The 26,999-nt window shown below is 68.1% G+C and carries 26 protein-coding genes; 21 read left to right on the plus strand and 5 right to left on the minus strand.

From position 1 onward, the window contains the following. Positions 1-14: 14 nt before the first annotated feature. Positions 15-662, plus strand: coding sequence for an HNH endonuclease family protein (locus QNM97_RS07745; RefSeq protein WP_502875003.1), 648 nt, complete (start codon positions 15-17; stop codon positions 660-662). A 46-nt stretch (positions 663-708) separates the two neighbouring features. Here the strand turns inward: QNM97_RS07745 and QNM97_RS07750 are convergent, their stop codons facing one another. Next, the gene (locus tag QNM97_RS07750) at positions 709-1,380 is read right to left on the minus strand and encodes a fasciclin domain-containing protein (RefSeq protein WP_283822254.1); all 672 of its coding nucleotides are present in this window, start codon (positions 1,378-1,380) and stop codon (positions 709-711) included. A gap of 244 nt (positions 1,381-1,624) precedes the next feature. On the opposite strand from QNM97_RS07750, the gene QNM97_RS07755 reads away from it, so the two are divergent. The 12 genes from QNM97_RS07755 (at position 1,625) to holA (ending at position 14,471) form a co-directional block, all read left to right on the plus strand. Then, positions 1,625-3,211: a molybdopterin-dependent oxidoreductase gene (locus QNM97_RS07755; RefSeq protein WP_283822255.1), complete on the plus strand. Its 1,587-nt coding sequence runs from the start codon at positions 1,625-1,627 to the stop codon at positions 3,209-3,211. A 138-nt stretch (positions 3,212-3,349) separates the two neighbouring features. Continuing rightward, positions 3,350-4,621 (plus strand): glutamate-5-semialdehyde dehydrogenase, encoded by a 1,272-nt coding sequence (locus QNM97_RS07760; protein ID WP_283822256.1) that lies wholly within the window; start codon positions 3,350-3,352, stop codon positions 4,619-4,621. Between the two features lie 14 nt (positions 4,622-4,635). Then, positions 4,636-5,562, plus strand: coding sequence for an AAA family ATPase (locus QNM97_RS07765; protein WP_283822257.1), 927 nt, complete (start codon positions 4,636-4,638; stop codon positions 5,560-5,562). Further along, a complete protein-coding gene (locus QNM97_RS07770) occupies positions 5,562-6,989 on the plus strand; it encodes a vWA domain-containing protein (RefSeq protein WP_283822258.1) in 1,428 nt (475 codons plus the stop codon). The genes QNM97_RS07765 and QNM97_RS07770 overlap by 1 nt, the downstream gene beginning before the upstream one ends. 61 nt (positions 6,990-7,050) lie before the next feature. Beyond that, positions 7,051-7,806 carry a nicotinate-nucleotide adenylyltransferase gene (nadD, locus tag QNM97_RS07775; RefSeq protein WP_283822259.1) on the plus strand — a complete coding sequence of 252 codons (756 nt, stop codon included), beginning with the start codon at positions 7,051-7,053 and terminating at the stop codon, positions 7,804-7,806. Between the two features lie 61 nt (positions 7,807-7,867). Then, positions 7,868-8,239: a ribosome silencing factor gene (rsfS, locus tag QNM97_RS07780; protein WP_283822260.1), complete on the plus strand. Its 372-nt coding sequence runs from the start codon at positions 7,868-7,870 to the stop codon at positions 8,237-8,239. Continuing rightward, positions 8,236-8,949, plus strand: a complete 714-nt coding sequence (locus tag QNM97_RS07785; RefSeq protein ID WP_283822261.1) for a histidine phosphatase family protein — start codon at positions 8,236-8,238, stop codon at positions 8,947-8,949. Before rsfS ends, QNM97_RS07785 begins: the two co-directional genes overlap by 4 nt. A gap of 59 nt (positions 8,950-9,008) precedes the next feature. Beyond that, a complete protein-coding gene (gene octT, locus QNM97_RS07790; protein ID WP_283823132.1) occupies positions 9,009-9,770 on the plus strand; it encodes a diglucosylglycerate octanoyltransferase in 762 nt (253 codons plus the stop codon). Positions 9,771-9,816: 46 nt separating this feature from the next. Further along, positions 9,817-10,680 (plus strand): DegV family protein, encoded by an 864-nt coding sequence (locus QNM97_RS07795; RefSeq protein ID WP_283822262.1) that lies wholly within the window; start codon positions 9,817-9,819, stop codon positions 10,678-10,680. A gap of 111 nt (positions 10,681-10,791) precedes the next feature. Beyond that, positions 10,792-11,967 carry a ComEA family DNA-binding protein gene (locus tag QNM97_RS07800; RefSeq protein ID WP_283822263.1) on the plus strand — a complete coding sequence of 392 codons (1,176 nt, stop codon included), beginning with the start codon at positions 10,792-10,794 and terminating at the stop codon, positions 11,965-11,967. Further along, positions 11,968-13,506, plus strand: a complete 1,539-nt coding sequence (locus tag QNM97_RS07805) for a ComEC/Rec2 family competence protein (protein WP_283822264.1) — start codon at positions 11,968-11,970, stop codon at positions 13,504-13,506. Further along, positions 13,494-14,471 (plus strand): DNA polymerase III subunit delta, encoded by a 978-nt coding sequence (holA, locus tag QNM97_RS07810; RefSeq protein ID WP_208791755.1) that lies wholly within the window; start codon positions 13,494-13,496, stop codon positions 14,469-14,471. Before QNM97_RS07805 ends, holA begins: the two co-directional genes overlap by 13 nt. A 170-nt stretch (positions 14,472-14,641) precedes the next feature. Here the strand turns inward: holA and rpsT are convergent, their stop codons facing one another. Further along, positions 14,642-14,902, minus strand: coding sequence for a 30S ribosomal protein S20 (rpsT, locus tag QNM97_RS07815; RefSeq protein WP_208791754.1), 261 nt, complete (start codon positions 14,900-14,902; stop codon positions 14,642-14,644). A 347-nt stretch (positions 14,903-15,249) separates the two neighbouring features. On the opposite strand from rpsT, the gene QNM97_RS07820 reads away from it, so the two are divergent. Then, positions 15,250-16,395, plus strand: a complete 1,146-nt coding sequence (locus QNM97_RS07820; protein ID WP_283822265.1) for a sulfotransferase family protein — start codon at positions 15,250-15,252, stop codon at positions 16,393-16,395. An 86-nt stretch (positions 16,396-16,481) separates the two neighbouring features. Here the strand turns inward: QNM97_RS07820 and QNM97_RS07825 are convergent, their stop codons facing one another. After that, on the minus strand, positions 16,482-16,649 hold the full coding sequence (locus QNM97_RS07825) for a hypothetical protein (RefSeq protein WP_244332170.1): 168 nt from the start codon (positions 16,647-16,649) through the stop codon (positions 16,482-16,484). 61 nt (positions 16,650-16,710) lie between these two features. Between QNM97_RS07825 and QNM97_RS07830 the strand changes: the two genes are divergently transcribed. From QNM97_RS07830 to QNM97_RS07840, 3 genes are read left to right on the plus strand one after another with little or no spacing between them, the layout of a single operon-like run. Beyond that, positions 16,711-18,336 (plus strand): circularly permuted type 2 ATP-grasp protein, encoded by a 1,626-nt coding sequence (locus tag QNM97_RS07830; RefSeq protein ID WP_283823133.1) that lies wholly within the window; start codon positions 16,711-16,713, stop codon positions 18,334-18,336. Further along, positions 18,333-19,316 carry an alpha-E domain-containing protein gene (locus QNM97_RS07835; protein ID WP_208791751.1) on the plus strand — a complete coding sequence of 328 codons (984 nt, stop codon included), beginning with the start codon at positions 18,333-18,335 and terminating at the stop codon, positions 19,314-19,316. The genes QNM97_RS07830 and QNM97_RS07835 overlap by 4 nt, the downstream gene beginning before the upstream one ends. Further along, positions 19,313-20,161 carry a transglutaminase family protein gene (locus QNM97_RS07840; RefSeq protein ID WP_208791750.1) on the plus strand — a complete coding sequence of 283 codons (849 nt, stop codon included), beginning with the start codon at positions 19,313-19,315 and terminating at the stop codon, positions 20,159-20,161. The genes QNM97_RS07835 and QNM97_RS07840 overlap by 4 nt, the downstream gene beginning before the upstream one ends. On the opposite strand, the gene QNM97_RS07845 is transcribed toward QNM97_RS07840, so the two are convergent. Both QNM97_RS07845 and QNM97_RS07850 read right to left on the minus strand, forming a co-directional pair. Beyond that, the gene (locus QNM97_RS07845; RefSeq protein ID WP_283822266.1) at positions 20,162-20,626 is read right to left on the minus strand and encodes a type II toxin-antitoxin system PemK/MazF family toxin; all 465 of its coding nucleotides are present in this window, start codon (positions 20,624-20,626) and stop codon (positions 20,162-20,164) included. Further along, entirely contained in the window at positions 20,623-21,288 is a 666-nt protein-coding gene (locus QNM97_RS07850; RefSeq protein WP_283822267.1) for an alpha/beta hydrolase family protein, read from the minus strand. The genes QNM97_RS07845 and QNM97_RS07850 overlap by 4 nt, the downstream gene beginning before the upstream one ends. A gap of 165 nt (positions 21,289-21,453) precedes the next feature. Between QNM97_RS07850 and lepA the strand changes: the two genes are divergently transcribed. From lepA to QNM97_RS07870, 4 genes are all read left to right on the plus strand, one after another. Continuing rightward, complete coding sequence (gene lepA, locus QNM97_RS07855) at positions 21,454-23,379, plus strand: translation elongation factor 4 (RefSeq protein ID WP_502875004.1); 1,926 nt, start codon at positions 21,454-21,456, stop codon at positions 23,377-23,379. Further along, positions 23,376-25,451, plus strand: coding sequence for a M3 family metallopeptidase (locus tag QNM97_RS07860; RefSeq protein ID WP_502875005.1), 2,076 nt, complete (start codon positions 23,376-23,378; stop codon positions 25,449-25,451). The genes lepA and QNM97_RS07860 overlap by 4 nt, the downstream gene beginning before the upstream one ends. Positions 25,452-25,455: 4 nt before the next feature. Next, positions 25,456-26,361 carry a cation diffusion facilitator family transporter gene (locus QNM97_RS07865; RefSeq protein ID WP_283822269.1) on the plus strand — a complete coding sequence of 302 codons (906 nt, stop codon included), beginning with the start codon at positions 25,456-25,458 and terminating at the stop codon, positions 26,359-26,361. A 134-nt stretch (positions 26,362-26,495) separates the two neighbouring features. Then, positions 26,496-26,696 carry a hypothetical protein gene (locus QNM97_RS07870; protein WP_208791745.1) on the plus strand — a complete coding sequence of 67 codons (201 nt, stop codon included), beginning with the start codon at positions 26,496-26,498 and terminating at the stop codon, positions 26,694-26,696. The last annotated feature ends 303 nt before the right edge of the window (positions 26,697-26,999 follow it).

Genomic DNA, 26,999 nt, shown 5'->3' on the forward strand with positions numbered 1-26,999 from the left:
TCCTTCTCGCGGTGGTGGCCACCGCGGTGGGCGTCGCGGTGGCCGTACATCTGGACCGACCGTCGCCCGATGTGGCCGTGCACGCCGATGCCCGCCGCGCCCTGCACTCGCTGGCCGCGATGACGGTGGTGGCGCACCGACCCGATCGCGACGACTATCATCGCTCGGCGTTCGGTGCGGCGTGGACCGACGCGGTTTCGGTCACCGGCGGACACAACGGCTGCGACACCCGAAACGACATCCTGTCGCGTGATCTGTCCGACGTCACCGTCGGGCCGGTGCGCAGTTGTCCGACGGCCGTGCTGACCGGCGAGTTCCGCAGCCCCTACACCGGTGCGACCGTGGTCTTCCGCCGGGACCGCTCCGCGCTTTCCGTACAGATCGATCACATTGTGCCGCTGTCGCTTTCGTGGGACCTGGGTGCGTGGTCATGGCCGGCGGAGCGTCGCGTCGAGTTCGCCAACGACCCCGCCAACCTGGTCGCGGTCGATGCCGCATCCAATCAGGCCAAGAGTGACGGCGAACCGGCCGTGTGGATGCCGCCGCTGCGGGCATTCCACTGCCGGTATGCGATCGCGTTCGTCGCGGTCGCCGACACCTACCGGCTGGCCGTCGATGCGGCCAGCCGGCGAGTGCTCACCGAGGTACTCGATTCCTGTTGAGGACCGACCCTGTTGGGCGGTCCGGTATTTCGATTCCGCAGCAGGCTCAGCTCGGGGGCATCAGCACCGAATCGACCAGGTAGACGGTCGCATTCGCGGTCTTGATGCCACCACAGACGACCGAGGTGTTGTCGTTGACCTTGATGTCGTTGCCCGACCCGGTGACCGTCACCGTGCCACCCTCGAGCGACTTGTGCTGGCCATCAATGTCGGCCGGCGGAATCTGGCCGGACACAACGTGATAGGTGAGAATCTTGGTCAGCAACGCCGAGTCGGTCTTGAGCTGATCCACGGTGGCCGCGGGGAGTTTGGCGAAGGCGGCATCGGTCGGCGCGAACACTGTGTACTGGCCGTTGTTCAGCGTGTCCACCAGGTTGACCTGCGGATTGAGCTTGCCGGAGATGGCCTGGGTCAGTGTCTTCAGTTCGGGGTTGGCTGCCGCCGCGGTGGCCAACGGCGCCATGGCCATCCCGTTCACCGAGGCCGGGCCACTCGGGTTGGCCTGTGCGTAGGCGGCGCAACCGCTTCCGACGAGATCGGCGGCGGGCGCTGCGCTTTCGCTCATGCTGGTCATGCCGCTCATCCCGGACATGCTGCTCGTCGCGGTCGACGTCGACGAGCTGGAGTCGTCACTACTGGAACATCCGGTCACCAGGCCGGCTGCGAGTACGAAACCCGATGCGGCCAGGGTGATTCGGGTTGCTGCGGTGCTACGCATGTTCTTCCTCACTGTGGACGGAATGAGCCTGCCCGAGTGGGCGTGCTCACACAGTCATTCGCACCCCCCGGCGTCGCGGATGGGTCACGCGCCGAGAAACTTTCCGGTGCATCGCGCGGTGCGTTCCGGGCGGTGCGTTCAGATGCGTTGAGACGCGGACCCATCCGGTGGGTGGCACCGTGCGAACCCTCCGACGACGCGGCCGGCTGATCGGTCGGCGCGCGAACTCGGCGAGAGGTCGATCATGCATCGAACCGCAGGACGATACCTACGGGCGATGACGGTGGGAGTGCTGTCGGTCGGGGTGGGTCTCGGTGCCGGTGAGCTCATCGCGGCCCTGGCCGTGGCGCCCGCATCGCCGGTGGGTGTGGTGGGCGCGCAACTCATCGACCACACACCATCGGCGATCCGCGAGTGGGCCATCGACACTTTCGGCACCTCCGACAAGACCGCGCTACTGAGCGGAATCGCGGTGGCCGTCGTCATACTCTCGGCGATCGCCGGCGTTCTGCAGGTGCGCAGACCGCCGTCGGGCGCAGCGGTGATCGGCGCCTTCGGCCTCGTGGGAGCCGTGTGTGCGATGACCCGACCGACCGGCACCGCGCTCTATGCGGTGCCGTCGTTGTGCGCAGGCGTGATCGGCATTGTCGTGCTCGTCGTCCTGTGTCGGCGTGCGATCGGCAACCGTGGCCAGTCAGAACCCGAGCCCCCCGAACTCGAGCACCCGGTCCCCGACGACGCTCGACCTGTCGCAACCGTCGGGTGGTCGCGCCGTCGCTTCGTCGTGGTGTCGGGTGGGATCGCCGTGTTGATCGCCGCATCCGGCTATGCCGCCCGCCGGATCGCCGCGACCGGCGGCGCGGTCGCCGAACGCATGGGACTACGCCTGCCCGCGGTTCGTGATGGCGCACCGCCCATCGCGGCCTCGATGAACCTGGACGTCTCCGGTGCCACCCCGTTTCTGACATCCGCGGACGACTTCTACCGGATCGACACCGCGCTCGCGGTTCCGCAACTCACGACTCAGGAGTGGCGATTGCGCATCCACGGCATGGTGGCCCGTGAACTCGTCCTCGACTGGGACGATCTGATGGCGATGCCCGCGCGTGAACGCGTCATCACGTTGACGTGCGTGTCGAACGAGGTGGGCGGCGACCTCGCGGGCAACGCCCGATGGCTCGGCTATCCGATGGCCGACATCCTGGCGCGGGTCGGCGTGGAGACCGACGCGGACATGCTGTTGTCGACGAGCGTCGACGGGTGGACCTCGGGCACACCGCTGTCGGCGATCACCGACGGCCGCGACGCGATGCTGGTGATCGGGATGAACGGGTCGCCGCTGCCGCTCGAGCACGGATACCCGGTACGCCAGGTGATCCCCGGCCTGTACGGGTTCGTGTCCGCGTGCAAATGGGTGATCGATTGGGAGATCACCCGATTCGACCGCGCGCAGTCGTACTGGACCAAGCGCGGCTGGGCCGATAAGGCACCGATCAAGACGGCGTCGCGCATCGACCGGCCGGCACCCTTCGCCTCGCTGCCGAAGGGTCCGGTGGTGGTCGCCGGAACCGCCTGGGCCCAACATCGTGGCGTGCGTTCGGTGCAGGTCCGCGTCGACGACGGGCCGTGGCAGGAGGCGACGCTCACCCAGGAGTACTCGATCGACACCTGGCGACAATGGACCTGGACCTGGGATGCCCAACCAGGGCAGCACACGCTCTACTGCCGGGCCACCGACGCCACCGGCGCGACCCAGCCGGACACCCGCGTACCGCCCATTCCCGACGGCGCGACGGGCTGGCACAGCCGGGTGATGACCGTGCAGAGCTGAGGTGTCGTCGGCGGGTGAGCCCGACGTGGGAAGCCGTCGGTGGCCGGACGTACTCTGGTGATCGTCATAGACGCCGATCGTCACCGCCGCACAGGCGACGAGGGAACACGCACCGCCGCACACCTACCGGGAGAATTCATGAGCGCACCCGCCGTCAGTCCCACCGACAGCGGTGTCGAGCAGACCGTCACCGAGTTGGCCACGGCCGCCAAGAGCGCATCCCGCGCGCTCGGCCGGCTGACCACCGCGGCCAAGAACGAGGTGCTCACCGCCGCGGCCGAGCAGATCGAGGCCGCGACCGAGTCGATCATCGCCGCCAACGCCGAGGATCTCGCCCGCGCCGAGGAGTCGGGGATCGAAGCCAGCCTGCTCGACCGGTTGCGGCTGACCCCCGAGCGGGTGGCCGGGATCGCCGCAGGGCTGCGTCAGGTGGCCGCACTGCCCGACCCGATCGGGGAGATCGTCGCGGGCAAGACACTGCCCAACGGACTGCGACTGCGTCAGGAACGTGTCCCGCTCGGGGTGGTCGGCATCGTCTACGAGGCGCGGCCCAACGTCACCGTCGACGCCTTCGGGATCGCCTTCAAGTCCGGCAACGCGGTGCTGCTGCGCGGCTCGTCGTCGGCAGCGGCATCGAACGCCGAGCTGGTCCGAATCCTGCGGGACACCTTGCGCGCCAACGGGGTCACCGCCGATGCGGTGGCGTTGCTGCCCAGTGAGGACCGGGCCAGCGTGACCGCGCTCATCCGGGCGCGGGGACTGGTCGACGTGGTGATCCCGCGCGGCGGAGCGGGGTTGATCAACGCCGTCGTCGCCAACGCCACCGTGCCGACCATCGAGACCGGTACCGGCAACTGTCACGTCTACGTGCACGCGCTCGCCGACGTCGACGTCGCCACCCGCATCGTGCTCAACGCCAAGACCCGGCGGCCCAGCGTGTGCAACGCCGCCGAGACGGTGCTCATCGACAAGGCGATCGCCGCCGAGGCGATGCCCAAGATCAGCCAGGCCCTCCGGTCGCAGGGAGTCGTCATCCACGGCGACGAGGCCGACATGGAACCCGCCAGTGACGCCGACTGGGCCGACGAGTACCTCTCGCTCGACATCGCGATGAAAATCGTCGACGACCTCGACGCGGCCGTCGCCCACATCGACACCTACGGCACCGGCCACACCGAGGCCATCATCACCACCGATCTGGCCGCGGCGCAGGAGTTCACCGACCGCATCGACGCCGCCGCGGTGATGGTGAACGCCTCCACCGCATTCACCGACGGCGAACAGTTCGGATTCGGCGCCGAGATCGGGATCTCGACGCAGAAACTGCATGCGCGCGGTCCGATGGGTCTGCCCGAGCTGACCTCCACCAAGTGGGTCGTCTGGGGCGACGGCCACATCCGCCAGGCGTGAGAGGAGTCCCTGCCGTGAGCACAACACCCACCGACACCGACACCCGCTCGACGGTGCATCCGTCCTTTGCCGACGTTCCCGACGTGGCCGCCCGTCTGCGCGGCACCGGCTACCTCGCCGACGACGCCACCGCGACCGCCACCTTCCTGGCCGACCGGCTCGGCAAACCGCTGCTGGTCGAGGGTCCCGCCGGTGTCGGCAAGACCGAGCTGGCCCGGGCCATCGCCGCCGCCACCGACGCCGAACTGGTGCGGCTGCAGTGCTACGAAGGCATCGACGAGGCGCGGGCGCTCTACGAGTGGAACCACGCCAAGCAGATCCTGCACATCCAGGCGACCGGAACCCGGGACTGGGCGGATGCCAAGACCGACATCTTCTCCGAGGAGTTCCTGCTGCCCCGTCCGCTGTTGACCGCCATCTCGCGGCCCGGTGCCACGGTGCTGCTCATCGACGAGATCGACAAGGCCGACGTCGACATGGAGGGCCTGCTGCTCGAGGTGCTCAGCGACTTCGCGGTCACCATCCCCGAGATGGGTACCGTCGTCGCCGCCCGGCGTCCGATCGTGCTGTTGACCTCCAACGCCACCCGCGAACTGTCCGAGGCACTCAAGCGCAGGTGTCTCTACCTGTACATCGATTTCCCGGATGCCAAGCGGGAGAAGGATATTCTCGCATCCCGGGTGCCCGCGCTCACCGAGTCGCTGGCGGCCGAACTCGTCCGGGTGGTCGGCGTCCTGCGTACCCTCGACATCCGCAAGAAGCCGTCGGTAGCCGAGACCATCGACTGGGCGAACACCCTGCTCGCCCTCGGTGCCGGAGAACCGACCTCCGGGTCGTCGGCCCGGGGCCTGGACAACGGGCTGATCGCTCGCACCCTCGGTGTGGTGCTCAAGCATCGGCCGGATCTGACCACAGCCATCAAAGAACTCAAACTCGGCTGATGTCGGCTGCGCCGGAAACCGCACCGTTCGTCGCACACCTCACCGACTTCGTCGACGAACTGCGCCGACGCGGGGTGGTGGTCGGGCCGTCGAACCTGATCGACGCCGCATGCGCCGTCGAGGTCCTCGACCTGCTCGACCGCAGCAGTCTGCGAGAGGGGCTCGCGGCGACGCTGCTCGACAACCACCTGCACCGGCCGGCCTTCGATCGGCTCTTCGACCTGTGGTTCCCGGCCGCGCCCGGTGCGCGCACCAGCACCGAGGATCTGCCACGCACCGCCGATGGCGAGGTCGACATCGCCGCCACCCGCGACGCGCTGGCCGCCCTGCTGGCCGACCCCGACTCGGAGTCCGACGGCCGTCTCGACGCGATGGTCGCCGAGATCGTCGAAATGCTCGGGCGGTACGAATCCGCCCGCGGTGAGGCGTATTCGGCCTATCAGGCGCTGTCCTCGATCGACCCGCAAACCCTGATCGCCCGGATCGCGGCGGCGATGGCCGGCGGCTCGCCGTCGGATCTCGATCTGGGTACCGAGCCGATGTTCCGCCGTGCCGCCGGTGATCGGGCCGCAGCGGTCCGCGCGGCGATCGAACGCGAAACCCAACGGCGGATGTCGGCGCGCAACGGTCGCGAACGCGTCGGCGAGTACGCGGTGCCCAACCTGCCGGAGAACATCAATTTCCTCACCGCGGGCGCCAGGGAACAGGCCGAACTGCGCCGCACCATCGACCCGTTGGCCCGATTGTTGGCCTCGCGGTTGGAGATCCGGCGCCGACGCGCCCACCGCGGTCCCGTCGACGTGCGGACCACCCTGCGCGCGTCGATGTCGACCGGCGGGGTGCCCATCGAACTGCGCCACCGCAAACCCCGGCCCGGACGGCCCGAACTGATCGTCATCTGCGACGTGTCCGGCTCGGTCGCCGGGTTCTCCCAATTCACCCTCAACCTCGTCTACGCACTGCGCCGGCAGTTCTCGAAGGTCCGGGTGTTCGCCTTCATCGACACCGTCGACGAGGTGACCGACCTGTTCGACCCGCGCAACGACGCCGACGCCGGATTCGGCGGGGATGCCCGGGCGGCGATGCATCGGATGATCTCGACCGCCCGGCTCATCACCCGCGACGGGCACTCCGACTACGGCAACATGCTGCGCGGCTTCGTCGACGAATACGCCGAGACGCTCACCCATCGCGGCGCACTGCTGATCCTCGGCGACGCCCGGACCAACTTCGGCTTCCCCCGCACCGAATTACTCGCCCAGCTCGTCGAACGCGCACGCCACGCCTACTGGCTCAACCCCGAGGCCGGCGCCGAATGGGGCACCGGCGACTCGGCCGCCGACGACTACGCGGAGATCATCGACATGTTCGAATGCCGCAACGCCCGCCAGCTCGCCACCGTCATCGCCGACCTGCTACCGGTATGACGATGCGCCCGCCCGCCGTCGCGACCGGCTCGCCGGGTCCCACCGCGTAGACTCACCCTTCATGTCCACCGACCGCCCGCAGGCGCGCCGTCGCATCGGCGTGATGGGTGGCACGTTCGACCCGATCCACAACGGTCACCTGGTGGCGGCCAGCGAGGTCGCACACCGGTTCTCGCTGCACGAGGTGATCTTCGTACCCACCGGCCGGCCCTGGCAGAAACTCGGCGAGGACGGTGGATCGGAGACCGGCGGGGATGACCAGCGCCGCAGTGCTGATCAGCGCCGCAGTGCCGATCAGCGCCGCAAGGACGACGAGCGCAGCAAACAGGTCTCGCCCGCCGAGGACCGCTACCTGATGACGGTCATCGCGACCGCATCCAACCCGCGCTTCTCGGTGAGCCGCGTCGACATCGACCGCGAGGGATACACCTACACCGTCGACACACTGCGTGATCTGCACGCGATCCTGCCCGACGCGGAACTGTTCTTCATCACCGGCGCCGACGCCCTCGAATCGATCCTCTCCTGGCAGAACTGGGAAGAGCTGTTCGAACTGGCCAACTTCATCGGCGTCAGCCGGCCCGGCTACGAACTCAATGCGAGTCACCTCGCCCAGCATCTGCAGGACCTGCCGCCGGAAACACTGCAGATGCTCGAGATCCCGGCCCTGGCGATCTCCTCGACCGAGTGCCGGGCGCGCGCCGCGCAAGGGCGCCCGGTCTGGTACCTCGTTCCCGACGGCGTCGTGCAGTACATCGCCAAGCGCCGACTCTATCGACCGCTGCGCAACAACTCCGCCCGGGTGTCGGCGCCGTGACCGAACCCGCCGATCGACATCACGTCCCGCTCGGGGCGACCGCCGTAATGAAAGGACCTGTGTGACTGCATCAGCCGAGGCATTGGCGATGGCGCGAGTGGCTGCCCTGGCGGCCGAGGACAAACTCGGTCACGACGTCGCCGTCATCGACGTCTCCGAACAGTTGGTGATCACCGACCTGTTCGTCATCGCATCCGCCGACAACGAACGTCAGGTCAACGCCATCACCGACGAGGTCGAGGACAAGCTGCGCGAGGCCGGCTACAAACCGGCGCGCCGTGAGGGCACTCGTGAAGGCCGTTGGGCGCTCCTGGATTACATCGACATCGTGATCCACATCCAGCACACCGACGAGCGCGCCTTCTATGCGCTGGAAAGCCTGTGGAAGGACTGCCCGACCGTCGACGTGACCGGCGATCAGGACCCCGAGTGAGCGGCGGTCCCGACAGCGGCGACACCTCCGTCGAACGTCTCACGCCGATCGTGCGCCGGTTGATCCTGTTGCGGCACGGGCAGACCGGTTACAACGCCACCAGCCGGATGCAGGGACAGCTCGACACCGATCTCTCCGAACTCGGTGTGCAGCAGGCAAAGTCGGCTGCAGCCGCGCTGGCCGACAAGAATCCGATGGTGATCCGGTCGTCGGATCTACGGCGCGCCCGCGACACCGCCGAGGCGTTGGCACTGGCGACCGGACTGACGGTCGACACCGACGAGCGGCTGCGCGAAACACACCTGGGGCAGTGGCAGGGCCTGACCCATCTGGAGGTCGACGCGCAGGCACCCGGTGCCCGGGCGATCTGGCGTGATGACGCCACGTGGGCGCCGCCGGGCGGCGAGAGCCGCACCGACGTCGCCGCCCGGGCGGTACCGGTCGTCACCGAACTCGTTGCCGCACTGGATGACTGGGGGACAGGCGCATCACCTGAGGCGCCGGTCGTGCTGGTCGCGCACGGCGGGGTCATCGCCGCGATGACCGCCGCCCTGCTGGATCTGCCGGTGGCGCGGTGGCCGATTCTCGGCGGCCTGGCCAACACCAGCTGGGTGCAGTTGTCCGGGCATGCGGCACCCGGGGAGCGTCCGCGGTGGCGCCTGGACGTGTGGAACGCCTCGGCCGAGGTGGCCGACGCGGCAATCCAGTGACCGTGCCCGATCCCGCGGGGCCCGAATCCGCGGGGCCTGATCCCGCGGGGCCCGATCCCATACCGGCCGCGGGCACCGACGGTTGCCTGCTCGTACTGTCGGACTCCCTCGCGTACTACGGTCCCGGTGGCGGCCTGCCCGCCGACGATCCGCGGATCTGGCCGAACCGTCTCGGCGCACACGTCGGCCTGTCGACGCGGCTGTTCGGCCGGGTCGGGTGGACCAGCCGTGACGTGTGGTGGGCGCTGACCCAGGATCCCAACATCTGGTCGGCGGTGCCGTCGGCGCGTGCGGTCGTGCTGGCGATCGGCGGGATGGACAGCCTGCCGTCGCCGCTGCCGACAGCCCTGCGCGAACAGATCCGGTACCTACGTCCGCCGCGCCTGCGGCAGGTGGTGCGCAGCGGATACCAGTGGTGGCAGCCACGCGCGTCGCGTCTCGGCTGGCCGGTGGCGCTCCCACCGAAAGTGACCGTCGAGCATCTACACAAGGTGGTCGACGCGCTCACCCGACTGCGGCCCGATCTGCCGATCGTGGTGTGTCTGCCGCCGACACACCGCAGTCCCTACTACGGGAACGTCCATTCCGGTCGAATCCCGACGACGGCGGCCATGCAGCAGTGGGCATCGTCGGCGGGCCTGCCGACCGTCGAGTTCTACTCGATCACCCGGGCCCACTTCGCCGACCCCGACGCCGAGATGAACCCGGACGGGATTCACTGGGGGTTCGACTGTCACCGGCAGATCGCCGATGCGGTCGCCGGGGTCCTCGATCCGATCCTGACGAACACGGAGCACGGTGGCCGAGCACACCCGGAGTGACCCGCACCGGCGTGGGACGCCCGGATGCAACGGCTAACGTAGAGCCGTGCCTGTCGTCGTCGTCACCGATTCCTCGGCCCGCCTCCCGCAGGCGATCGCCGAGCACTACCGGATCGCGGTGGTCCCGTTGCACCTCGCGCTCGACGGTATCGACTACCGCGAGGGCATCGACGACATCCCCGACGATCTGATCACCCGATCGGGTGTGACGACCTCGGGTGCCAATCCGCAGGAACTCGCCGCGGCATTCGATGCCGCGGTGGCGGCGAGCGACGGTGCCGGGGTCGTCGCGGTGATGATGTCGCGGCGCCTGTCGGGGACGTGGGGTGCCGCGCGGCTGGCCGCCGAGAACCATCCCGGGTTGATCCGGGTCGTCGACAGCCGCTCGGTGGGGCTGGGGCTGGGCTTCGCCGCGATCGCCGCCGCGCAGGCTGCGGCCGCCGGCGCCGACCGCGACCGGGTGTACGAGTCGGCGATCCGGCAGGCCTCCACCGCCGAATCACTGATCTGCGTGCAGAGTCTGGACAACCTGCGCAACAGCGGCCGGATCAGTGCGGCGGGCAAACTCCTCGGGTCGGCGTTGTCGATCAAACCCATCCTCGCCATCGACGACGGCATCCTCACCTTGCGTGAGCGGCAACGGACGTTTTCGCGGGCGGTGGCGAAGATGACCGACACGGCAGTCGAATTTGCCGACGGCCGGGCGGTGACGCTGGGCGTGCAACACTGCCAGATCCCGGACGCCGCACACGATCTCGCCATCGCCGTCCGCGAACGTCTGCGTGTGGTGACCTCTGCGCTGACCGTCGACCTCGGTCCGATCCTCGGTAGTCACATCGGACCGGGCGCACTCGGCCTGACGGTGACCACCCATCTGGATCCGATCGAGGGTGCCGACCAGGTCGACTGACCCGCCGGCTTTTCCCGATCCGCAGTCCACAGATCCGCGACACTGCACAGATCGCCGGCGACGACGGCGCAGGCGACCTCAGGGGCTGTGAATCGACTTAGGCTCGCCGCCATGAGTGACACGTCACGAACACCGCGTCGGGCCGGCGTCGAGGACTCCCACGCCCGCTCCCGGCGTCGTTCGGCACTCGACCGACTCTCCGGGCTCGAGCGCATGAGCGGCGGTGCGCTTGCTCCTGCTGTCGAACCCGATGATTTTGCGCCGCAACGCGATACCTCCGAGACCCCGGAGAGCGACACGTCACCGACGCGGACCGCGGTCGACGACGGGTGGGGTGCGGTGGCACTGCCGGGTTGGCTCGATCCGATCGCCACCGATCCCGCCCCGGTCCGCCCGAACTCCGACGGCGCCGCTCACGCCGGTGCCGGCAACCGTCGTCCGGGTGACGGTGATCGGTATCCCGATGAGGACCTCGTCCCCGATCCCGACGACGACATCGAGGACGGACTCGACGACCGTCCGCGTCGTCGCTTCGCCGTCGCCCCGCCGGCCGCGATCGCCATCATTCTCGTCGGCGTCGTGGCATGTGTGATCGCCGGATTCGGCCTGTTCGGCGATTCCGGGGCGGCACCCGCGGTGGACTTCGGCGCACCGGGCGGGCCGGCCACGTCGTCGAACCCCTCGGATGCCGTATCCGCGCCGTCGCGCGCATCCGCCTCGGACGCGGGGCAGCCGCCCGTCGCCACTCCCGAGGTGGTCGTCAGCGTCGTCGGACTGGTCCACCGGCCAGGTCTGGTCCGGCTCCGCAGCGACGCCCGGATCGCCGACGCACTCGCCGCCGCCGGCGGCACGCGTGAGGGCGCCGACACGGTGTCGTTGAATCTGGCGCAGCCCGTTCGCGACGGCGACCAGATCCTCGTGGGCTACGCGGCCCAGGAGGGCAGGCTCGCATTGCGCAGCGCGGTCGTGCCCTCGGCTGGCACATCCACCGCCGCCGGCACCGCGGTACCGTCGGGGACCGGTGCCATCGCAGGGCAGGCCTCGACAGGTGCGGGCGCGTCGTCCCCGGCCGCCGGCGCCGCCGGGAACGCGGGCGGTCCGGTCAATCTGAACACCGCATCGGAGTCCGAACTCGACGCACTACCCGGTGTCGGGCCGGTCACCGCGCAGGCGATCATCGACTACCGCACGCGCAACGGCACTTTCAGCTCCGTCGAGCAGCTCGGCGAGGTCGACGGCATCGGGCCGTCGCGGCTGGCCAAGCTGCGCGGACTGGTGACGGTGTGAATGCGTGATCAGGATCTGCGCCTGCTGTCACCGGCGGTGGCGGTGTGGATCATCACCGCGGTATGCCTCGGCGCCACGGTGCAGGTGGCGGTGATGATCGCGGTGTCCTCGACGGTTGTCGCGGTCGTCGTCGTGCTGATGTGGCGGACACGGCGTCTGCGGTGGGAGATTGCCGGCCCGGCGGTGGTGTGTGCGGTGCTCGCCGCCACGTGCGCGACGGCGATGGCGTTGCGGCTGGAAACCCGTGACCGTCATCCGGTGCACGAGATGCGTGGCAAGGCGACGATGTGGCTGACGCTGCGTGAGGATCCGGTGGCGTTCGGACCCGCCGCGGCAGGCATGGTGCGGGCCCGCGTCGAGATCGACGCCGTCGCACGGCGATCGGTGTCCACAGCTCCGGCCGAACTCGTCGGACGGATGCAGTCGTGGGCGGGTGTGCTTCCGGGGCAACGTGTTCGCGTCCTGGTGACGGTGCGTCCGCCGCCACCCGGAGAGCTCGTCGTCGCGCGGTTGACCGCGTCGGGCGCGCCGACGCTGCTGGGCCGGCCCCCACCGCATCAGCGGTTCGCCGGCCACATCCGGGAACGGTTGCAGCGCAGTGCCACACGGGCGCTGTCGCCGGAGGCATCGGGATTGTTCCCGGGGTTGGTCCTCGGCGACGAGAGCGCGCTGTCCTCGGAGGTCCGCGACGACTTCCGGGCCGCCGGTCTGATCCACCTGACCGCGGTCTCCGGGGCCAACTTCGCGGTGGTGTGCGGTGCGGTGATCTTCGCGTTCCGGTTGGCCGGCGCGTCACCGAAGGTGGTGGTCGTCGCCGGTGCCCTGACGATCATCGGCTTCGTCATCCTCGTGCGGCCGTCGCCGAGCGTGCTGCGCGCGGCGATGATGGGCGGGGTGGGCCTGCTGGCATTGCTGAGCTCGCGGCGTTCGCAGGCGTTGCCGGCGCTCGGCGCGGCCGTCATCGGGGGTGTGTTGTGGTGGCCGGAGCTGGCCCGAGAACCGGGATTCGTGCTGTCGGTCGTGGCCACGGCGGGCCTCGTGATGGTCGCCCCCGGTATCCGGGATGCGCTGCGGGCCGTTCGGGTGCCCGCCGGGATCGCCGAGGTGACGGCGATGGCTGTTGCCGCCGCGGTGACCACCTGGCCGATGATCGCGTACCTGTCGGGCACCCTCAGCCTGGTGACGGTGGTGGCGAATGTGGCGGTCGCGCCGGTGGTGGCCGTCGTCGGGATCGTCGGCACCGCGGCAGCGCTGATCGGGGCGGCCGGAGGGGCCGATGGCGTGCCGATGATGTTCTCGGAGTTGATGATCCGCGCGATGGCACCCGAGGTGTGGTGGATGATCACGTGCGCCGATCGCCTCGGGTCGTGGCGATGGGCGGTGATCGCGATACCGGAGGGCTGGCCCGGGGTGATGGTGTCGTTGACGTGCTCGGCCGTGATCGTCGCCGTCGCGGCGGTTCTCCGGCGCATCGACGCCGACGCGGTGCGGATCGCGGTGCTCCGGTGTCGGCGGGGTCTGGCACGATGGGGCCCGTGACCGAACGTCTGCATCTGCTCCTGGGGGACGACGACTTCCTCACCGGCCGTGTCATCGACGATGTGGTGGCGCAGCGGTCGGCGGCCACCGGGACCGACGTCCCGGTGACCAGGGTGCGTGCCGGTGACGTCACCGGCCCCGAACTCGCCGAATTGCTGAGCCCGTCGTTGTTCGCCGACGAGCGGGTGGTGGTCGTCGAGTCGGCCGCCGATGCCGGTAAGCAGCCGGCGGCGCTGATCTCCGAGACCGCACGGGAGTTGCCCGAGGGCGTCACGCTGCTGGTGGTACACACGGGTGGCGGCCGCGCGAAATCGCTTGCCGCCGATCTCCGCAAGGCCGACGCCACCGTGCACGAGTGTGTCGCGCCGCGGTGGCCGTCGGAGCGTATGACATTCGTCCGCAACGAGTTCCGGACCCTGGGCGTGCGGGTCTCCAACGATGTGGTGGAGGTGATCGTCGAATCCGTCGGCGCCCAGTTGCGTGAACTGGCGGCCGCGTGCAGCCAACTCGTCGCCGATACCGGTGGCAAGGTCGACGAGGAATCGGTGCGGCTGTACTACCAGGGCCGCCCGGAGGTCAGTGGCTTCGAGGTCGCCGACAAGGCGGTCGCCGGAGACCGTGCCGGTGCACTCGAGTCGCTGGCGTGGGCGTTGCACCACGGTGTCCCGCGGGTGCTGCTGGCCGATGCCCTGGCCGAGGCGGTGCATGCGATCGCCCGTGTGCGTGCGCTCGGGAACGTCGATGCCTCGGCGGCAGCCGAATTGGGGATGTCGCCGCGTCGGGTGAAGAACGCCCAGGCGCAGGGACGGGCGTGGGATTCGGAGTCGATCGCCGAGGCGGTGGTGGTCGTCGCCGCCCTCAACGGGGATGTGAAGGGGCAGGCCGCAGACGCGGACTTCGCGTTGACCGATGCGGTCGCCCGGGTCGCCGGGCTGCGACCCGCGGGTCGCCGGCGCGCGGGCTAGGACCGGGTGCGCCCCACGCACTTCACCCCGGTGACCGCGTGGGGATCACCGGGGTGAGGTACAAGAGCTGCGTCCGAATTCTCCGGACTGCAGCAGCCGTTTCAGGCGCTCGCGGTCGGGAGGGCTCGCCGGCGGTTCGATGCCGCCGGCCGGTCAGGGTTGCCGACGATTCAGAGCTTATTGAGAGCCAGCGCCATCGCCGACTTCTTGTTGGCGGCCTGGTTTGCGTGGATGACGCCCTTGCTGGCGGCCTTGTCGAGCTTGCGACTGGTGGTGACCAGCAGGTCGCCGGCCTTGTCCTTGTCGCCGGCGTCCACGGCCTCACGGAAACCGCGGATCGCGGTGCGCAGGGAGGACTTGACCGACTGGTTGCGCTGCCGACGGATCTCGTTGCTGCGGTTGCGCTTGACCTGGGACTTGATGTTTGCCACGCGTGTGTACCTCGTCTGTGTAGTTCGTGTTCGTGCTCGGTGTTCGTACTTGCGGTCGTGTCTCGTCGGGTTGCGATGAACCCGACGAACCCCGATCGGTGATCGATGGGCTCGGGACGGATCTCCAGACGCTCCCGAGCAGGCCGGACCCGATTCCGAATGGTCGGGGTCGGGCGACACTGCGACAGCGATCGAGTTTACCAGCCGGACACCTGCCCCCAAAATCGCGACGGCGAGGAGCGTGCGTTGCTTCTCCCGCCCGCCTCATCGATGAGCCGACCCCCCAGCCGATACCCAGCATCGCATCACCGGCATCGGAGATTTCGGGCACTATCCTGACGATCATCATGTCCGTCGTCTACATCCACATCGGGTTGCCCAAGACCGGCACCACGCATCTGCAGGACCGGCTCTGGCACAACCGGGACCTCGCCCTGCAGGAGTCGGGTCTGCTCTACCCGGGCAACGAGATCTCCGACCACTTCCATGCCGCGGCACATCTGCAGCCGGACCGCTACCTCGACTGGGTCGATCCGGCCCATGCCCGGACCTGGGCGTCGATGGTCGGGCAGATGCGGCCGTGGCCCCAGACCTCGCTGGTCTCGCACGAATTGTTCGCCACCGCCACCGCCGATCAGGCGCGGCGCCTGGTGGCGGACCTCTCGTTCGCCGACGAGGTCCATGTCATCGCGACCGTCCGAGATCTGGCGCGTCAGTTGCCGTCGGTGTGGCAAGAGAACGTCAAGAACCAGCGGCGCGCCTCGTTCGACGAGTTCGTGACCTCGGTGCGGGCACATGCGGCGTCGCCGGGCGGCGTGGCCGGGGCGTCCGCTGCTCTGCCGGAGGAGGAGCCCTTCTGGGAGTTCCAGGACCATGTGCGCATCCTGGCCCGCTGGGCGGAGGTGGTCGGCGCCGAGCGGGTCCACGTGGTGACCGTGCCACGCACCCGTGGCGTCGGCGACGGACTGTGGGAACGGTTCCTGTCGGTGCTCGGTGTCGACCCGACGCCGTTGACCGTTCCGGTCCCGAACCTCAACACGTCATTGTCGGCGGCCCAGACGGAGATGCTGCGACAGCTCAACACCCGGTTGCAGCCCGACGTCGTGGACTGGCAGCGATACGAGCGGGTCCTCAAGGAACAGGTGGTCGCCCACATCATGTCGGGCCGTTCCGACGGGGCTCCGCACGGCTTGTCACCCGAACAGCGGGCATGGGCCGCCGATCGGTCCGCCGAGATGATCGCCGGGCTGCGATCCGCGGGCTATCCGGTCGTCGGCTCACTCGACGACCTGCAGGTACCACGCGAGCGTGACGACGCCGCGGCGGCACCTCACGCCGACGAGGTCCTCGCTGCGGCGCTCGACACGCTGGCCGAGATGATCATCCGGGCGCCGATGCCGGTGACACGCCCGGCTGCGCAAACGCGTGCGATGAATCTGGTGCGTCGCGCCCGCCGACGGGTCCTGGCCCTACGGCGCACGATCGGCGGCTGAGTCCCGCCTGGGCCGATCGCCCGGGCCGGCAACGGCGTCGGGGTCTGCCGACCACCATGCCGAATCGCGGAATCTGAGGCAACATGTCAGGTTATGAGCCCTGCATCGACGGACACGCCCGCGAAGAAGGCGCGTAAGACCTCTTCGGCGAAGACGACCGCGAATCGCTCGTCGACCGCGAAACCGGACGGCAAGCCGGCGTCGAATGGGCGGGCGGGCAAGGCGAAGACCGCCACCACCTCTGTAAAGCCCACGGAAACAGGGATTTTCGCGGACTATGAGGTGGCCAAGTCGTTCGGCCGGGCCTACGACGAGATGTTCGACCACCAGGGTGAGGTCCGGTCGGCCTACCGCGGGATCTTCAAGGTCATGGCCGAATCCGAGCGCGCCGACATCGAGGGCCGTATCGACGCGCTCGGCCGCGCCTTCATCGACCAGGGCATCACCTTCTCCCTCTCGGGCAAGGAACGACCGTTCCCGTTGGACGTTGTGCCGCGGGTGATTTCGGCATCGGAATGGTCCAAACTCGAAGCCGGTATCACCCAGCGCGTACAGGCGCTCGAGTTGTTTCTCGACGACGTCTACGGCGAGCAGGAGATCCTGCGCGACGGGGTTCTGCCCAAACGGCTGGTGCATTCCTGTGAGCACTTCCATCGGCAGGCCGCAAACATCCGGCCGCCCAACGGCGTCCGGATCCACGTCGCCGGAATCGACCTGATCCGCGACGCCAACGGCGATTTCCGGGTACTCGAGGACAATCTACGGTCACCGTCGGGTGTGTCGTACGTGATGGAGAACCGGCGCACCATGGCGCGCGTGTTCCCGGATCTGTTCTCCTCGCACAAGGTCCGCGCGGTCGCCGACTATCCGAGCCATCTGCTGCGGGCGCTGCGGGCCTCGGCGGCCTTCAACGAGGCCGACCCGAACATCGTGGTGCTCACCCCGGGCGTGGCCAACTCGGCCTACTTCGAGCACTCGCTGCTCGCGCGCCTCATGGGCGTCGAACTCGTCGAGGGCCGTGACCTGTTCTGCCGCGACAACGTCGTCTACATGCGCACCACCGAGGGCGAGCAGCGTGTCGACGTCATCTACCGGCGCATCGACGACGACTTCCTCGATCCGATGCAGTTCCGGCCGGATTCGATGCTCGGCGTCGCCGGCCTGCTCAACGCGGCGCGCGCGGGCAACGTGGTGATCTCGTCGGCGGTGGGCAACGGCGTCGGTGACGACAAGTTGATCTACACCTACGTGCCGGAGATCATCGACTACTACCTCGGCGAGAAACCGATCATCGCCAATGTCGACACACTGCGGTGCTGGCTTCCCGAGGAATGCGAGGAGGTCCTCGATCGCATCGACGAGCTGGTGGTGAAACCCGTTGAGGGATCGGGTGGTTACGGAATCGTCTTCGGTCCCGACGCGACCCGGGCCGAACTCGACACATTGGCCCGTAAGGTGCGCAACGATCCGCGCGGATGGATCGCACAGCCGGTGGTGCAGTTGTCGACCGTGCCGACCAAGGCCGGAGACAACCTCAGCCCGCGTCACGTCGACCTGCGTCCGTTCGCGGTCAACGACGGCGAATCGGTGTGGGTGCTGCCCGGCGGGCTGACCCGGGTGGCATTGCCGGAGGGATCGCTGGTCGTCAACTCCAGCCAGGGCGGCGGATCGAAGGACACCTGGGTGCTCGCAACCCGCAGCTCCGAGGGTGAGCGCGAGCTCGCCGGCGCCAAGGTCGTCACCAAGAGCGGTGTCGCCGCGGCCCGACCGGCCGAGAGCGCGCCGGATCCGTTGGTGGCGCAGACCCAACAGCAACAGCAGCAGCAGGGTGTCGGCACGCACTCGGCACAGACGCACACACTGGGGTCGATGACCCAGACGCAGATGATCCAGAAGCAGTCGTCACGATCGGTGCCGACCCAGGACGGTGATGCCCGATGATGTTGGCCCGCAACGCCGAATCGCTCTACTGGATCGGTCGCTACGTCGAGCGTGCCGACGACATGGCACGCCTGCTCGACGTCGCGATCCACCAGTTGCTCGAGGACGCCACCGCCGACGTCGACTCGTCGGTGCGGCTGGTCATCCAGGTCCTGGGACTCGACGCACCCCCGAGTGGAACCGAACTCGATGTCTGGTCGCTGACCGAACGCGTCGCCTACGCCAAGGAGTCGACCGGATCGATCGTCGACCTCATCCGTTCGGCCCGCGAGAATGCCAGGGGTGCACGCGAAGTCACCTCCAGTGAGATGTGGGAGTGCCTCAACACCACCTACAACGGTCTGGCTGACGCCGAGCGTCGATCACGCCGCCTGGGCCCTCACGAGTTCTTGTCGTATGTGAAGAATCGCGCCGCGATGTTCGCCGGACTCGCCGACGCCACGCTCAGCCACGACGACGGTTACCGCTACCTGCTGTTGGGCCGCTCGGTGGAGCGGGTCGACATGACCATCCGCATGCTTCTCGCCCGAGCCGGGGACCGGGCCGGGTCGCCCGCGTGGGTCAACGTGCTGGTGTCGGCGGGCGCACACGACACCTTCCTGCGCACCTACCGCGGCGTCATCAACGCCGAGAACATCGTCGAATTCATGTTGCTGGACCGGCTTTTCCCGCGATCGGTGTTCCACGCACTCAGCGTTGCCGAACACAATCTGGCCGATCTGGAGAAGGGTCCGAGCCGGACCGGCGCCCAGGCCGAGGCGCTGCTCCTACTCGGGCGTGCCCGCAGTTCGCTGGAATTCCTGGAGCCGGGCGATCTGCTCGACGGGTTGCAGGAGCGGCTACTCGATCTGCAGGACACCTGTCGCGCGGTCAACGAGGCGGTCACCGCCCAGTACTTCCATGTGTCGCCGTACGTGTCGTGGGCCGATGCCCGCGTCAGCGACGGTGAGGAGCATGTCATCGAGGAGAGTGAACTGTGAGCTGGCGACTGAGGGTCGTGCATTCGACGGGCTTCGCCTACCAGAGCCCGGTCACCTCGTCCTACAACGAGGCCCGGCTGACACCGCGCAGCGATAGCAGGCAGAACGTCATCGTCAATCGTGTGGAGACTGTTCCGGCGACTCGCTCGTACCGTTACACCGACTACTGGGGGACCGCGGTCACCGCCTTCGATCTCCATGCGCCCCATGAGGAACTCGAGGTCTCGGGCATGTCGGTGGTGGAGACCGAACCCGGTGAACGACCGGAGGACGACCGCAAACGCGATTGGGACGGCATCCGTAACGAGGAGGTCGAGGACCGCTACGACGAGGCGCTCTCGAACACGCCGTACGTGCCCCGCAACCGCAGTCTGGTGGCGACCGCCAAGCGGCTGACCAAGGGCCTCGATCCCGAAGAGGCCGTCGAGGCGGTATGCCGCTATGTCTACGACGAGATGCAATACGTCCCGGGAACCACCGGTGTGCACACCACCGCGGTCGACGCGTGGAACGAACGCAAGGGCGTGTGCCAGGACTACGCCCACCTGACCCTGCTGATGTTGCGCGGCCTGGGGATCCCGTCTCGCTATGTGTCGGGGTATCTGCATCCGAAACCCAATGCGGCCGTGGACAAGACGGTTGAAGGTCAGAGTCACGCGTGGATCGAGGCCTGGACCGGTGGGTGGTGGGGCTTCGACCCGACCAACTTCACCGAGATCACCGAACAGCACGTCTCGGTCGGCGTCGGCCGCGACTACTCCGACGTCTCGCCGCTCAAGGGCATCTACACCGGTGGTCAGGCCACCGACCTCGATGTCGTCGTGGAGATCACGCGGCTGGCGTGATCACCGCCAGCCGAACCGATCACGCAGTTCCGTTGCGACCCTGTCGAATCGGGCTCGGTCCAGGATCGCGCCCTCGCGTCGGATGCCGTCGGCGTCGACGACGAGAACGCGGTCGAGACGGATGAAGCTCTCGCGATGGTCGGAGTCCCAGCCGCCCACGCCGATCGAGAGCCAGTTGTCGTCGTCACGGTGATGGTCCTTGCTGGACAACATGAGTGCGAGGACCAGTTCCGACGTGACGTCGGTGGAGCCGGCCTCACCCGCGGGGTCCTCGGCCGGGTCGCGGCCGACGACGAGCACCGGGCGATCCTTGCCCTGTGACGGATCCTCCTCGAATTCGACCCAGGTCCAGACGATCTCACCGGGATCGGCATCCCCGTCGAGGTCGGGGGAGTAGCTGATGGCGCGGGCCGCCTCGGTGGTGGGGCGCATCGCGTGGCGGTTCATGCGCCGATCTCCCATCATGCGCCGATCTCCCCGAGCAGGAAGTGCTCGACCGCGTCGGCGGCGAGGGGAGCGGTCGGCTTCTTCGTCGGATCGAGGTTGTGGCCTGCCTTGGCGATCTCCACCAGCCGGGTCGGGGCGGGGATCAGGTCGATCGCCGCCTCGATCTCGTCGGTCGTGGCGAACGGGTCGGTGCTGCCGTGGACGACGAGCGTCGGGACGGTGATCGAGGGCAGATGTTCGGTGCGGGACTTCTCGGGTTTGCCCGGCGGGTGCAACGGGTAGGAGCTCAACATCAGGCCGTCGGCGGCCTCGGCGCCGTCCTCGGCCAGCACCATTGAGGCCTGTCGTCCGCCGTAGGAGTGGCCGCCGACGATCAGCGGGCCCGTCGACAACGACCGAAAGGCCGTGCAGGCGGCGCGCACACCATCACGGTCGGCGGCCGCGGTCGACGGACTCGGCGGCCCCTTGGGGCGGCGCTGACGGTAGGGCAGGTCGATCCGGGCCACGGCAAATCCGCGGCCGGAGAGTTCGCTCGCGTAGGCGAGCAGGATCGCGGTGTCCCGGTTGCCCCCGGCGCCGTGTGCCAGGACGACGGTCGCCCGCGGTGTCTGCTGGGGATGATGGATGGTCGCGACGACCGAGCCCTCGTCGTACGGTTCGGTTCCGGTGTTCTCCGCCACAGCGACACGGTATCGCGGGCGGCGCGCGCCGAGCGCTGTCGAGGGTGGGGAGGGCGCTGTCGGCGGATAGAAGAGCGCTGTCGGCGGATGCAAGAGCGCTGTCGGGGGGTGGGGAGGGCGCTGTCGGGGGTTGTGGGGTGATCGGGTCGGGGCCGCACCGAGGTCGTGACCAAGCGAGGTCATGAGAAACTGGTACGACGCAGCACCGTGTTACCACCGAGGAGTAGTCCGATTCCCACCTTCGCCGACACCACGTTCACCGATCCCGCGCAGATCAGGAACTTCTGCATCATCGCGCACATCGACCACGGGAAGTCCACCCTCGCCGATCGCATGCTGCAACTCACCGGCGTGGTCTCCGATCGGGACATGCGGGCGCAGTACCTCGACCGGATGGACATCGAGCGCGAACGCGGCATCACGATCAAGGCGCAGAACGTGCGGCTGCCGTGGACGGTGACCGGCGCGGACGGCACCGAAGAGAGGTACGTGCTGCACCTCATCGACACCCCCGGCCACGTCGACTTCACCTACGAGGTGTCCCGCGCGCTCGAGGCCTGTGAGGGTGCTGTCTTGCTGGTCGATGCCGCGCAGGGCATCGAGGCGCAGACCCTGGCCAATCTCTACCTCGCGATGGACAACGATCTGACCATCATCCCGGTGCTCAACAAGATCGACCTGCCCGCGGCCGATCCCGATCGCTATGCCGCGGAGATCGCCCACATCATCGGGTGCGAGGCCGACGAGGTGCTGCGTGTCTCGGGTAAGACCGGTGCGGGTGTGCCCGCGCTGCTCGACGAGGTGATCCGCCAGGTACCGGCGCCGCAGGGTGACCCGGACGCACCGGCGCGCGCGATGATCTTCGACTCCGTCTACGACACCTATCGGGGCGTGGTCACCTACGTGCGTGTGGTCGACGGCGCGATCGTGCCGCGCGAGAAGATCGCGATGATGTCCACCGGCGCCACCCATGAACTGCTCGAGGTCGGCATCGTCTCGCCCGAGCCCAAGCCGTCCAAGGGGCTCGGCGTCGGCGAGGTCGGGTATCTGATCACCGGCGTGAAGGATGTGCGGCAGTCCAAGGTCGGCGACACGGTGACCACGGCCCGGCACGGCGCGAGTGAGCCGCTCACCGGATATCGCGAGCCCCGCCCGATGGTCTACTCCGGCCTGTATCCGGTGGACGGATCGGACTACCCGGTGCTGCGCGATGCGCTGGACAAGCTGCAGCTCAACGACGCCGCACTCACCTACGACCCGGAGACCTCGGTGGCCCTCGGATTCGGGTTCCGCTGCGGGTTCCTCGGCCTGCTGCACATGGAGATCACCCGTGAGCGACTCGAGCGCGAATTCGATCTCGACCTGATCTCCACGGCGCCCAACGTGGTCTACCGGGTGGTGATGGAAGACGGCGCCGAGCACATCGTCACCAACCCATCGGACTGGCCGGAAGGCAAGGCACGCAACATCTTCGAGCCCATCGTCAAGACCACGATCATCGCGCCGAGCGAGTTCATCGGCGCCATCATGGAGTTGTGCCAGTCGCGGCGCGGCGAACTCGGTGGCATGGACTACCTCTCGGAGACCCGGGTGGAGATGCGCTACACCATGCCGATGGCCGAGATCATCTTCGACTTCTTCGATTCGCTGAAATCCCGGACCCGCGGATATGCCAGTCTCGATTACGAGGAGGCCGGTGAGCAGGAGGCCGATCTGGTCAAGGTGGACATCTTGTTGCAGGGCGAGGCGGTCGACGCCTTCAGTGCGATCGTGCACCGCGACGCCGCGTACACCTACGGCAACAAGATGGCGATCAAGCTCAAAGAACTCATCCCGCGCCAGCAGTACGAGGTGCCGATCCAGGCCGCCATCGGGTCGAAGATCATTGCGCGCGAGAACATTCGAGCGATCCGCAAGGACGTGCTGGCCAAATGCTACGGCGGTGACATCAGCCGTAAACGCAAACTGCTCGAGAAGCAGAAAGAAGGCAAGAAGCGCATGAAGACCATCGGGCGGGTCGACGTGCCGCAGGAGGCGTTCGTGGCGGCACTGTCCACCGATTCGCAGGGCGACAAGCCGAAGGGGAAATGATGACCGCCGGTGGACTGAGTATGAATCCCGTTCTCGCAGTGAGTGATCTACCGCACGGACTGCCGGACTTCGCGTCGATCTCCGACGAGGATTTCTTGCCCGCCTTCACCGAGGCCATGGGCACCCACCTCGACGAGGTCGCCGCGATCGCCGACAACCCGCAACCGCCGACCTTCGCCAACACCGTTGAGGCGCTCGAGTTGTCGGGCCGCGATCTGGCCCGTGCGGCGGGCGTCTTCTTCAACCTCGTCGGCCCTGACACCAATCCGCGGCGCAACGAGATCTCCCAGGAGTTGTCCACGCGGCTGACCGATCACGCGAACACCATCGCGATGAACCCGGCGCTGTTCGCCCGGATCTCGGAGCTGCACGGTCGCGCCGACGAGCTCGGGCTCACCGAGCCGCAACGCCGCCTCCTCGACAAGAGCTACCGCGATGCCGTGCGCGCGGGTGCGGGTCTCGATGCGTCCGGGCAGGCCCAGATGCGTGAGATCTCTTCGCGCCTGGCGTTTCTGACGACCACGTTCTCGCAGAAGATCCTCGATGACACCAACGCCTCGGCGCTGCTCGTCGACGATGTCTCCGAGCTCGACGGACTCGGTGCCGGCCAGATCACCTCGGCGCGGCGTGCCGCGGCCGAGGCGGGTCACGAGTCCGGCTACCTGATCAGCCTGGAACTGCCCACGAGTCAGTCGGTGCTGACCGAACTGTCCGACGCGCAGACCCGCCGGCGGGTCTGCGACGCCTCGATCTCCCGCTGCGCGCGCGACAACGAGTTCGACACACGGGAGTTGCTGCGCGAGATCGTCGTGCTGCGGGCCCGGCGCGCACAACTGCTCGGCTATCGGGATCACGCCGACTATGTGATCGCCGAGCAGACCGCGCCCGATGCCGCGGCCGTGGAGGAGTTGCTCACCGAGTTGATCGGCTCGGCGACGGCTGCGGGCGAGCGGGAGATCGCCGCGCTGACCGAGTTCGCACGCAGCACCGACCCGGCCGTCCGGATCGGTGCCGCAGATCTCACCTACTGGCTTGCGCGGCAACGTCGTTCACGATCCGAGGTGGACCTCGACGCGTTCGCCGACTATTGCGAACTCGACACCGTGATCACGCGCGGCGTGTTCTACGCGGCCGGCGTCCTCTACGGATTGAGCTTCACCGAGCGCCCGGATCTGCGCGCCTACCACCCCGATGTGCGCATCTGGGAGGTCTTCGACGAGTCCGGCGGCAGCATCGGACTGTTCCTGGGCGACTATTTCGCGCGGCCGTCCAAGCGGGGCGGGGCGTGGATGAACAACATCGTCGATCAGTCGTCTCTGCTCGCGACCCAACCCGTCATCGTCAACGTGCTGAACATCCCCAAACCCGATGCGGGACAACCCGCTCTGCTGAGCATCGATCAGCTGACCACGCTGTTCCACGAGTTCGGCCACGCCCTGCACGGCCTGCTCTCGGCCGTCGCATACCCGTCGCAGTCGGGGACGTCGGTGCCGCGGGACTTCGTCGAATTCCCCTCACAGGTCAACGAGATGTGGGCGCTGCACCCCGACGTCCTCGCCCACTATGCGCGCCACCACGAGACGGGGGAGCCGATCCCCGCCGAACTCGCCGACGCCGCACGGGCCAACGCCGGCGCCGACACCGCCCACGGCACCATCGAGTATCTCGCCGCATCGGCGCTCGATCTGGCCTGGCACCGACTGTCGGTCGCCGACGCCGAGGCAGTCACCGACGTCGAGGCATTCGAGACCGATGCATTGCGTGCGGCGGGTATCGGAACCGACCTGATCCCACCCCGCTACCGCAGCGCCTACTTCAATCACATCTTCGGCGGTGGTTACTCGGCCGGCTATTACTCCTACATCTGGTCGGAGGTGCTCGACGCCGAGACCGAACGCTGGTTCCTCGCCGAGGGTGGTTTGCGTCGGGAGAACGGCACCCGCTTTGCCGCGTCGACGCTGTCTCGCGGCAACAGTGTGGATCCGCTTGTGTCGCATGAGAAGTTGATCGGGCACAAGCCCGAGATCGGGCCGCTGATGCGACGGCGCGGGTTGGTCACCGAGGACGCGTGAACCCATGGCGCGCGGGGATCTGACGCGCTACGCGCTGCTCAGTATCGTCACCGCGATCGTGGTGATCATCATGAAGCTGCTCGCCTGGCGGGTCAGCGGGTCGGTCGGACTGCTGTCGGATGCCCTGGAGTCGCTGGTCAATCTGGCGGCGGCGGTCGCGGCATTCCTCGCGCTACGGGTCGTGGCGCGTCCGGCCGATGCGGAGCACAACTTCGGCCATTCCAAGGCCGAGTACTTCTCGGCGGTGTTCGAGGGTGTGCTCATCATCGCGGCCGCCGTGGCGATCGTGGTCGCGGCCGCCGAGCGACTCGCGCACCCGGCCGAACTCGACTCGGTGGGGCTGGGCCTGGTGATCTCGGTGGTCGCCACGGTCCTCAACGGTGCCGTCGCGGTGCTGTTGCTGCGGGCGGGCAAACGGTACCGATCGATGACGCTGGAGGCCGACGGCAAACATCTGCTGACCGACGTGTGGACGACGGTCGGGGTGGTCGTCGGTGTGTTCCTGGTCATGGTGACCGGATGGCAACCGTTGGATTCGATCGTGGCGATCCTGGTCGCAATCAACATCGTGTTCGTCGGTGGTCGCCTGGTGTGGCGATCCGGTGACGGTCTGCTCGATGCGGCGCTTCCGGCCGCCGACCTGGTGAAGATCTCCGGCGTCCTGGACCGATTCCGTTCGGAGAAGGTCGATTTCCACGACATCCGCACTCGAGAGGCCGGGCACGAGCGCTTCGTCCAGCTCCACATGCTCGTGCCGGGGGAGTGGACGATCGATCGCGGCCACGACCTCGTCGAGGCCGTGGAGGACGAGTTGCACGCGACTCTCGACCACCTCCGGGTGACGATTCACCTGGAGCCGATCGACGACCCGCGCGCCTACGAACCCTGGCGGCTGGACGCGCCGGACTGAGTGGGTCGGGTCGGGGCATATGATGGCGTCCGGCCCGGGGCCGGCGCCGAGCGAGTCCGGATCGCACGATCCGAGAGTTCGAATCACGCTGATCAAAACCCCGGGACGACCGGCGGCGGATGAGGTGATCACTGGTGAAGGGGCTACTCGCCTGGTGGGACGGGGTGGAGGAATGGCTGACCGGCCTGGCCTTCGTTCCGCAGCTCCTGGTCACCCTCGTGGTGTTGGTGCCATGCGCGATCGTCGTGGCCATCGCGTTGAACGCACTGGTAAACGCCGTGATGTCGGTGATCGATCGTCGTCGGTTCGCCGATGACGACAGGAAGGGTTTGTAGTCGGTGATTCGTTCACGTGTGACCTGGGCGTTGCTGGCGCTCATCGTTCTGGTCCTGCTGGCCTGGCTCCTGACTCGATAGCATCGTCGCCCGACGGTGTAAAGAGGCGGTGTGTGACGTGCGGCCCGCCCGTGTCGGCGTTGCTAGCGTGAGTCGGTCCGCCGGACGGTACAGACCCACCGATGTGGTGCGTCTTCGTTGCCCGGCGAGCGCGATTCATGCCCAGCCCGTCATGTCCAGCCCGTCATGTCCAGTCATGGCGACCTCAGTCACGGAGGAACGTGTCAGTGAGTAACGTGCCTG

Origin of the sequence: Gordonia sp. L191 (assembly GCF_030077625.1) — a bacterium.
Lineage (GTDB): Bacteria > Actinomycetota > Actinomycetes > Mycobacteriales > Mycobacteriaceae > Gordonia > Gordonia polyisoprenivorans_A.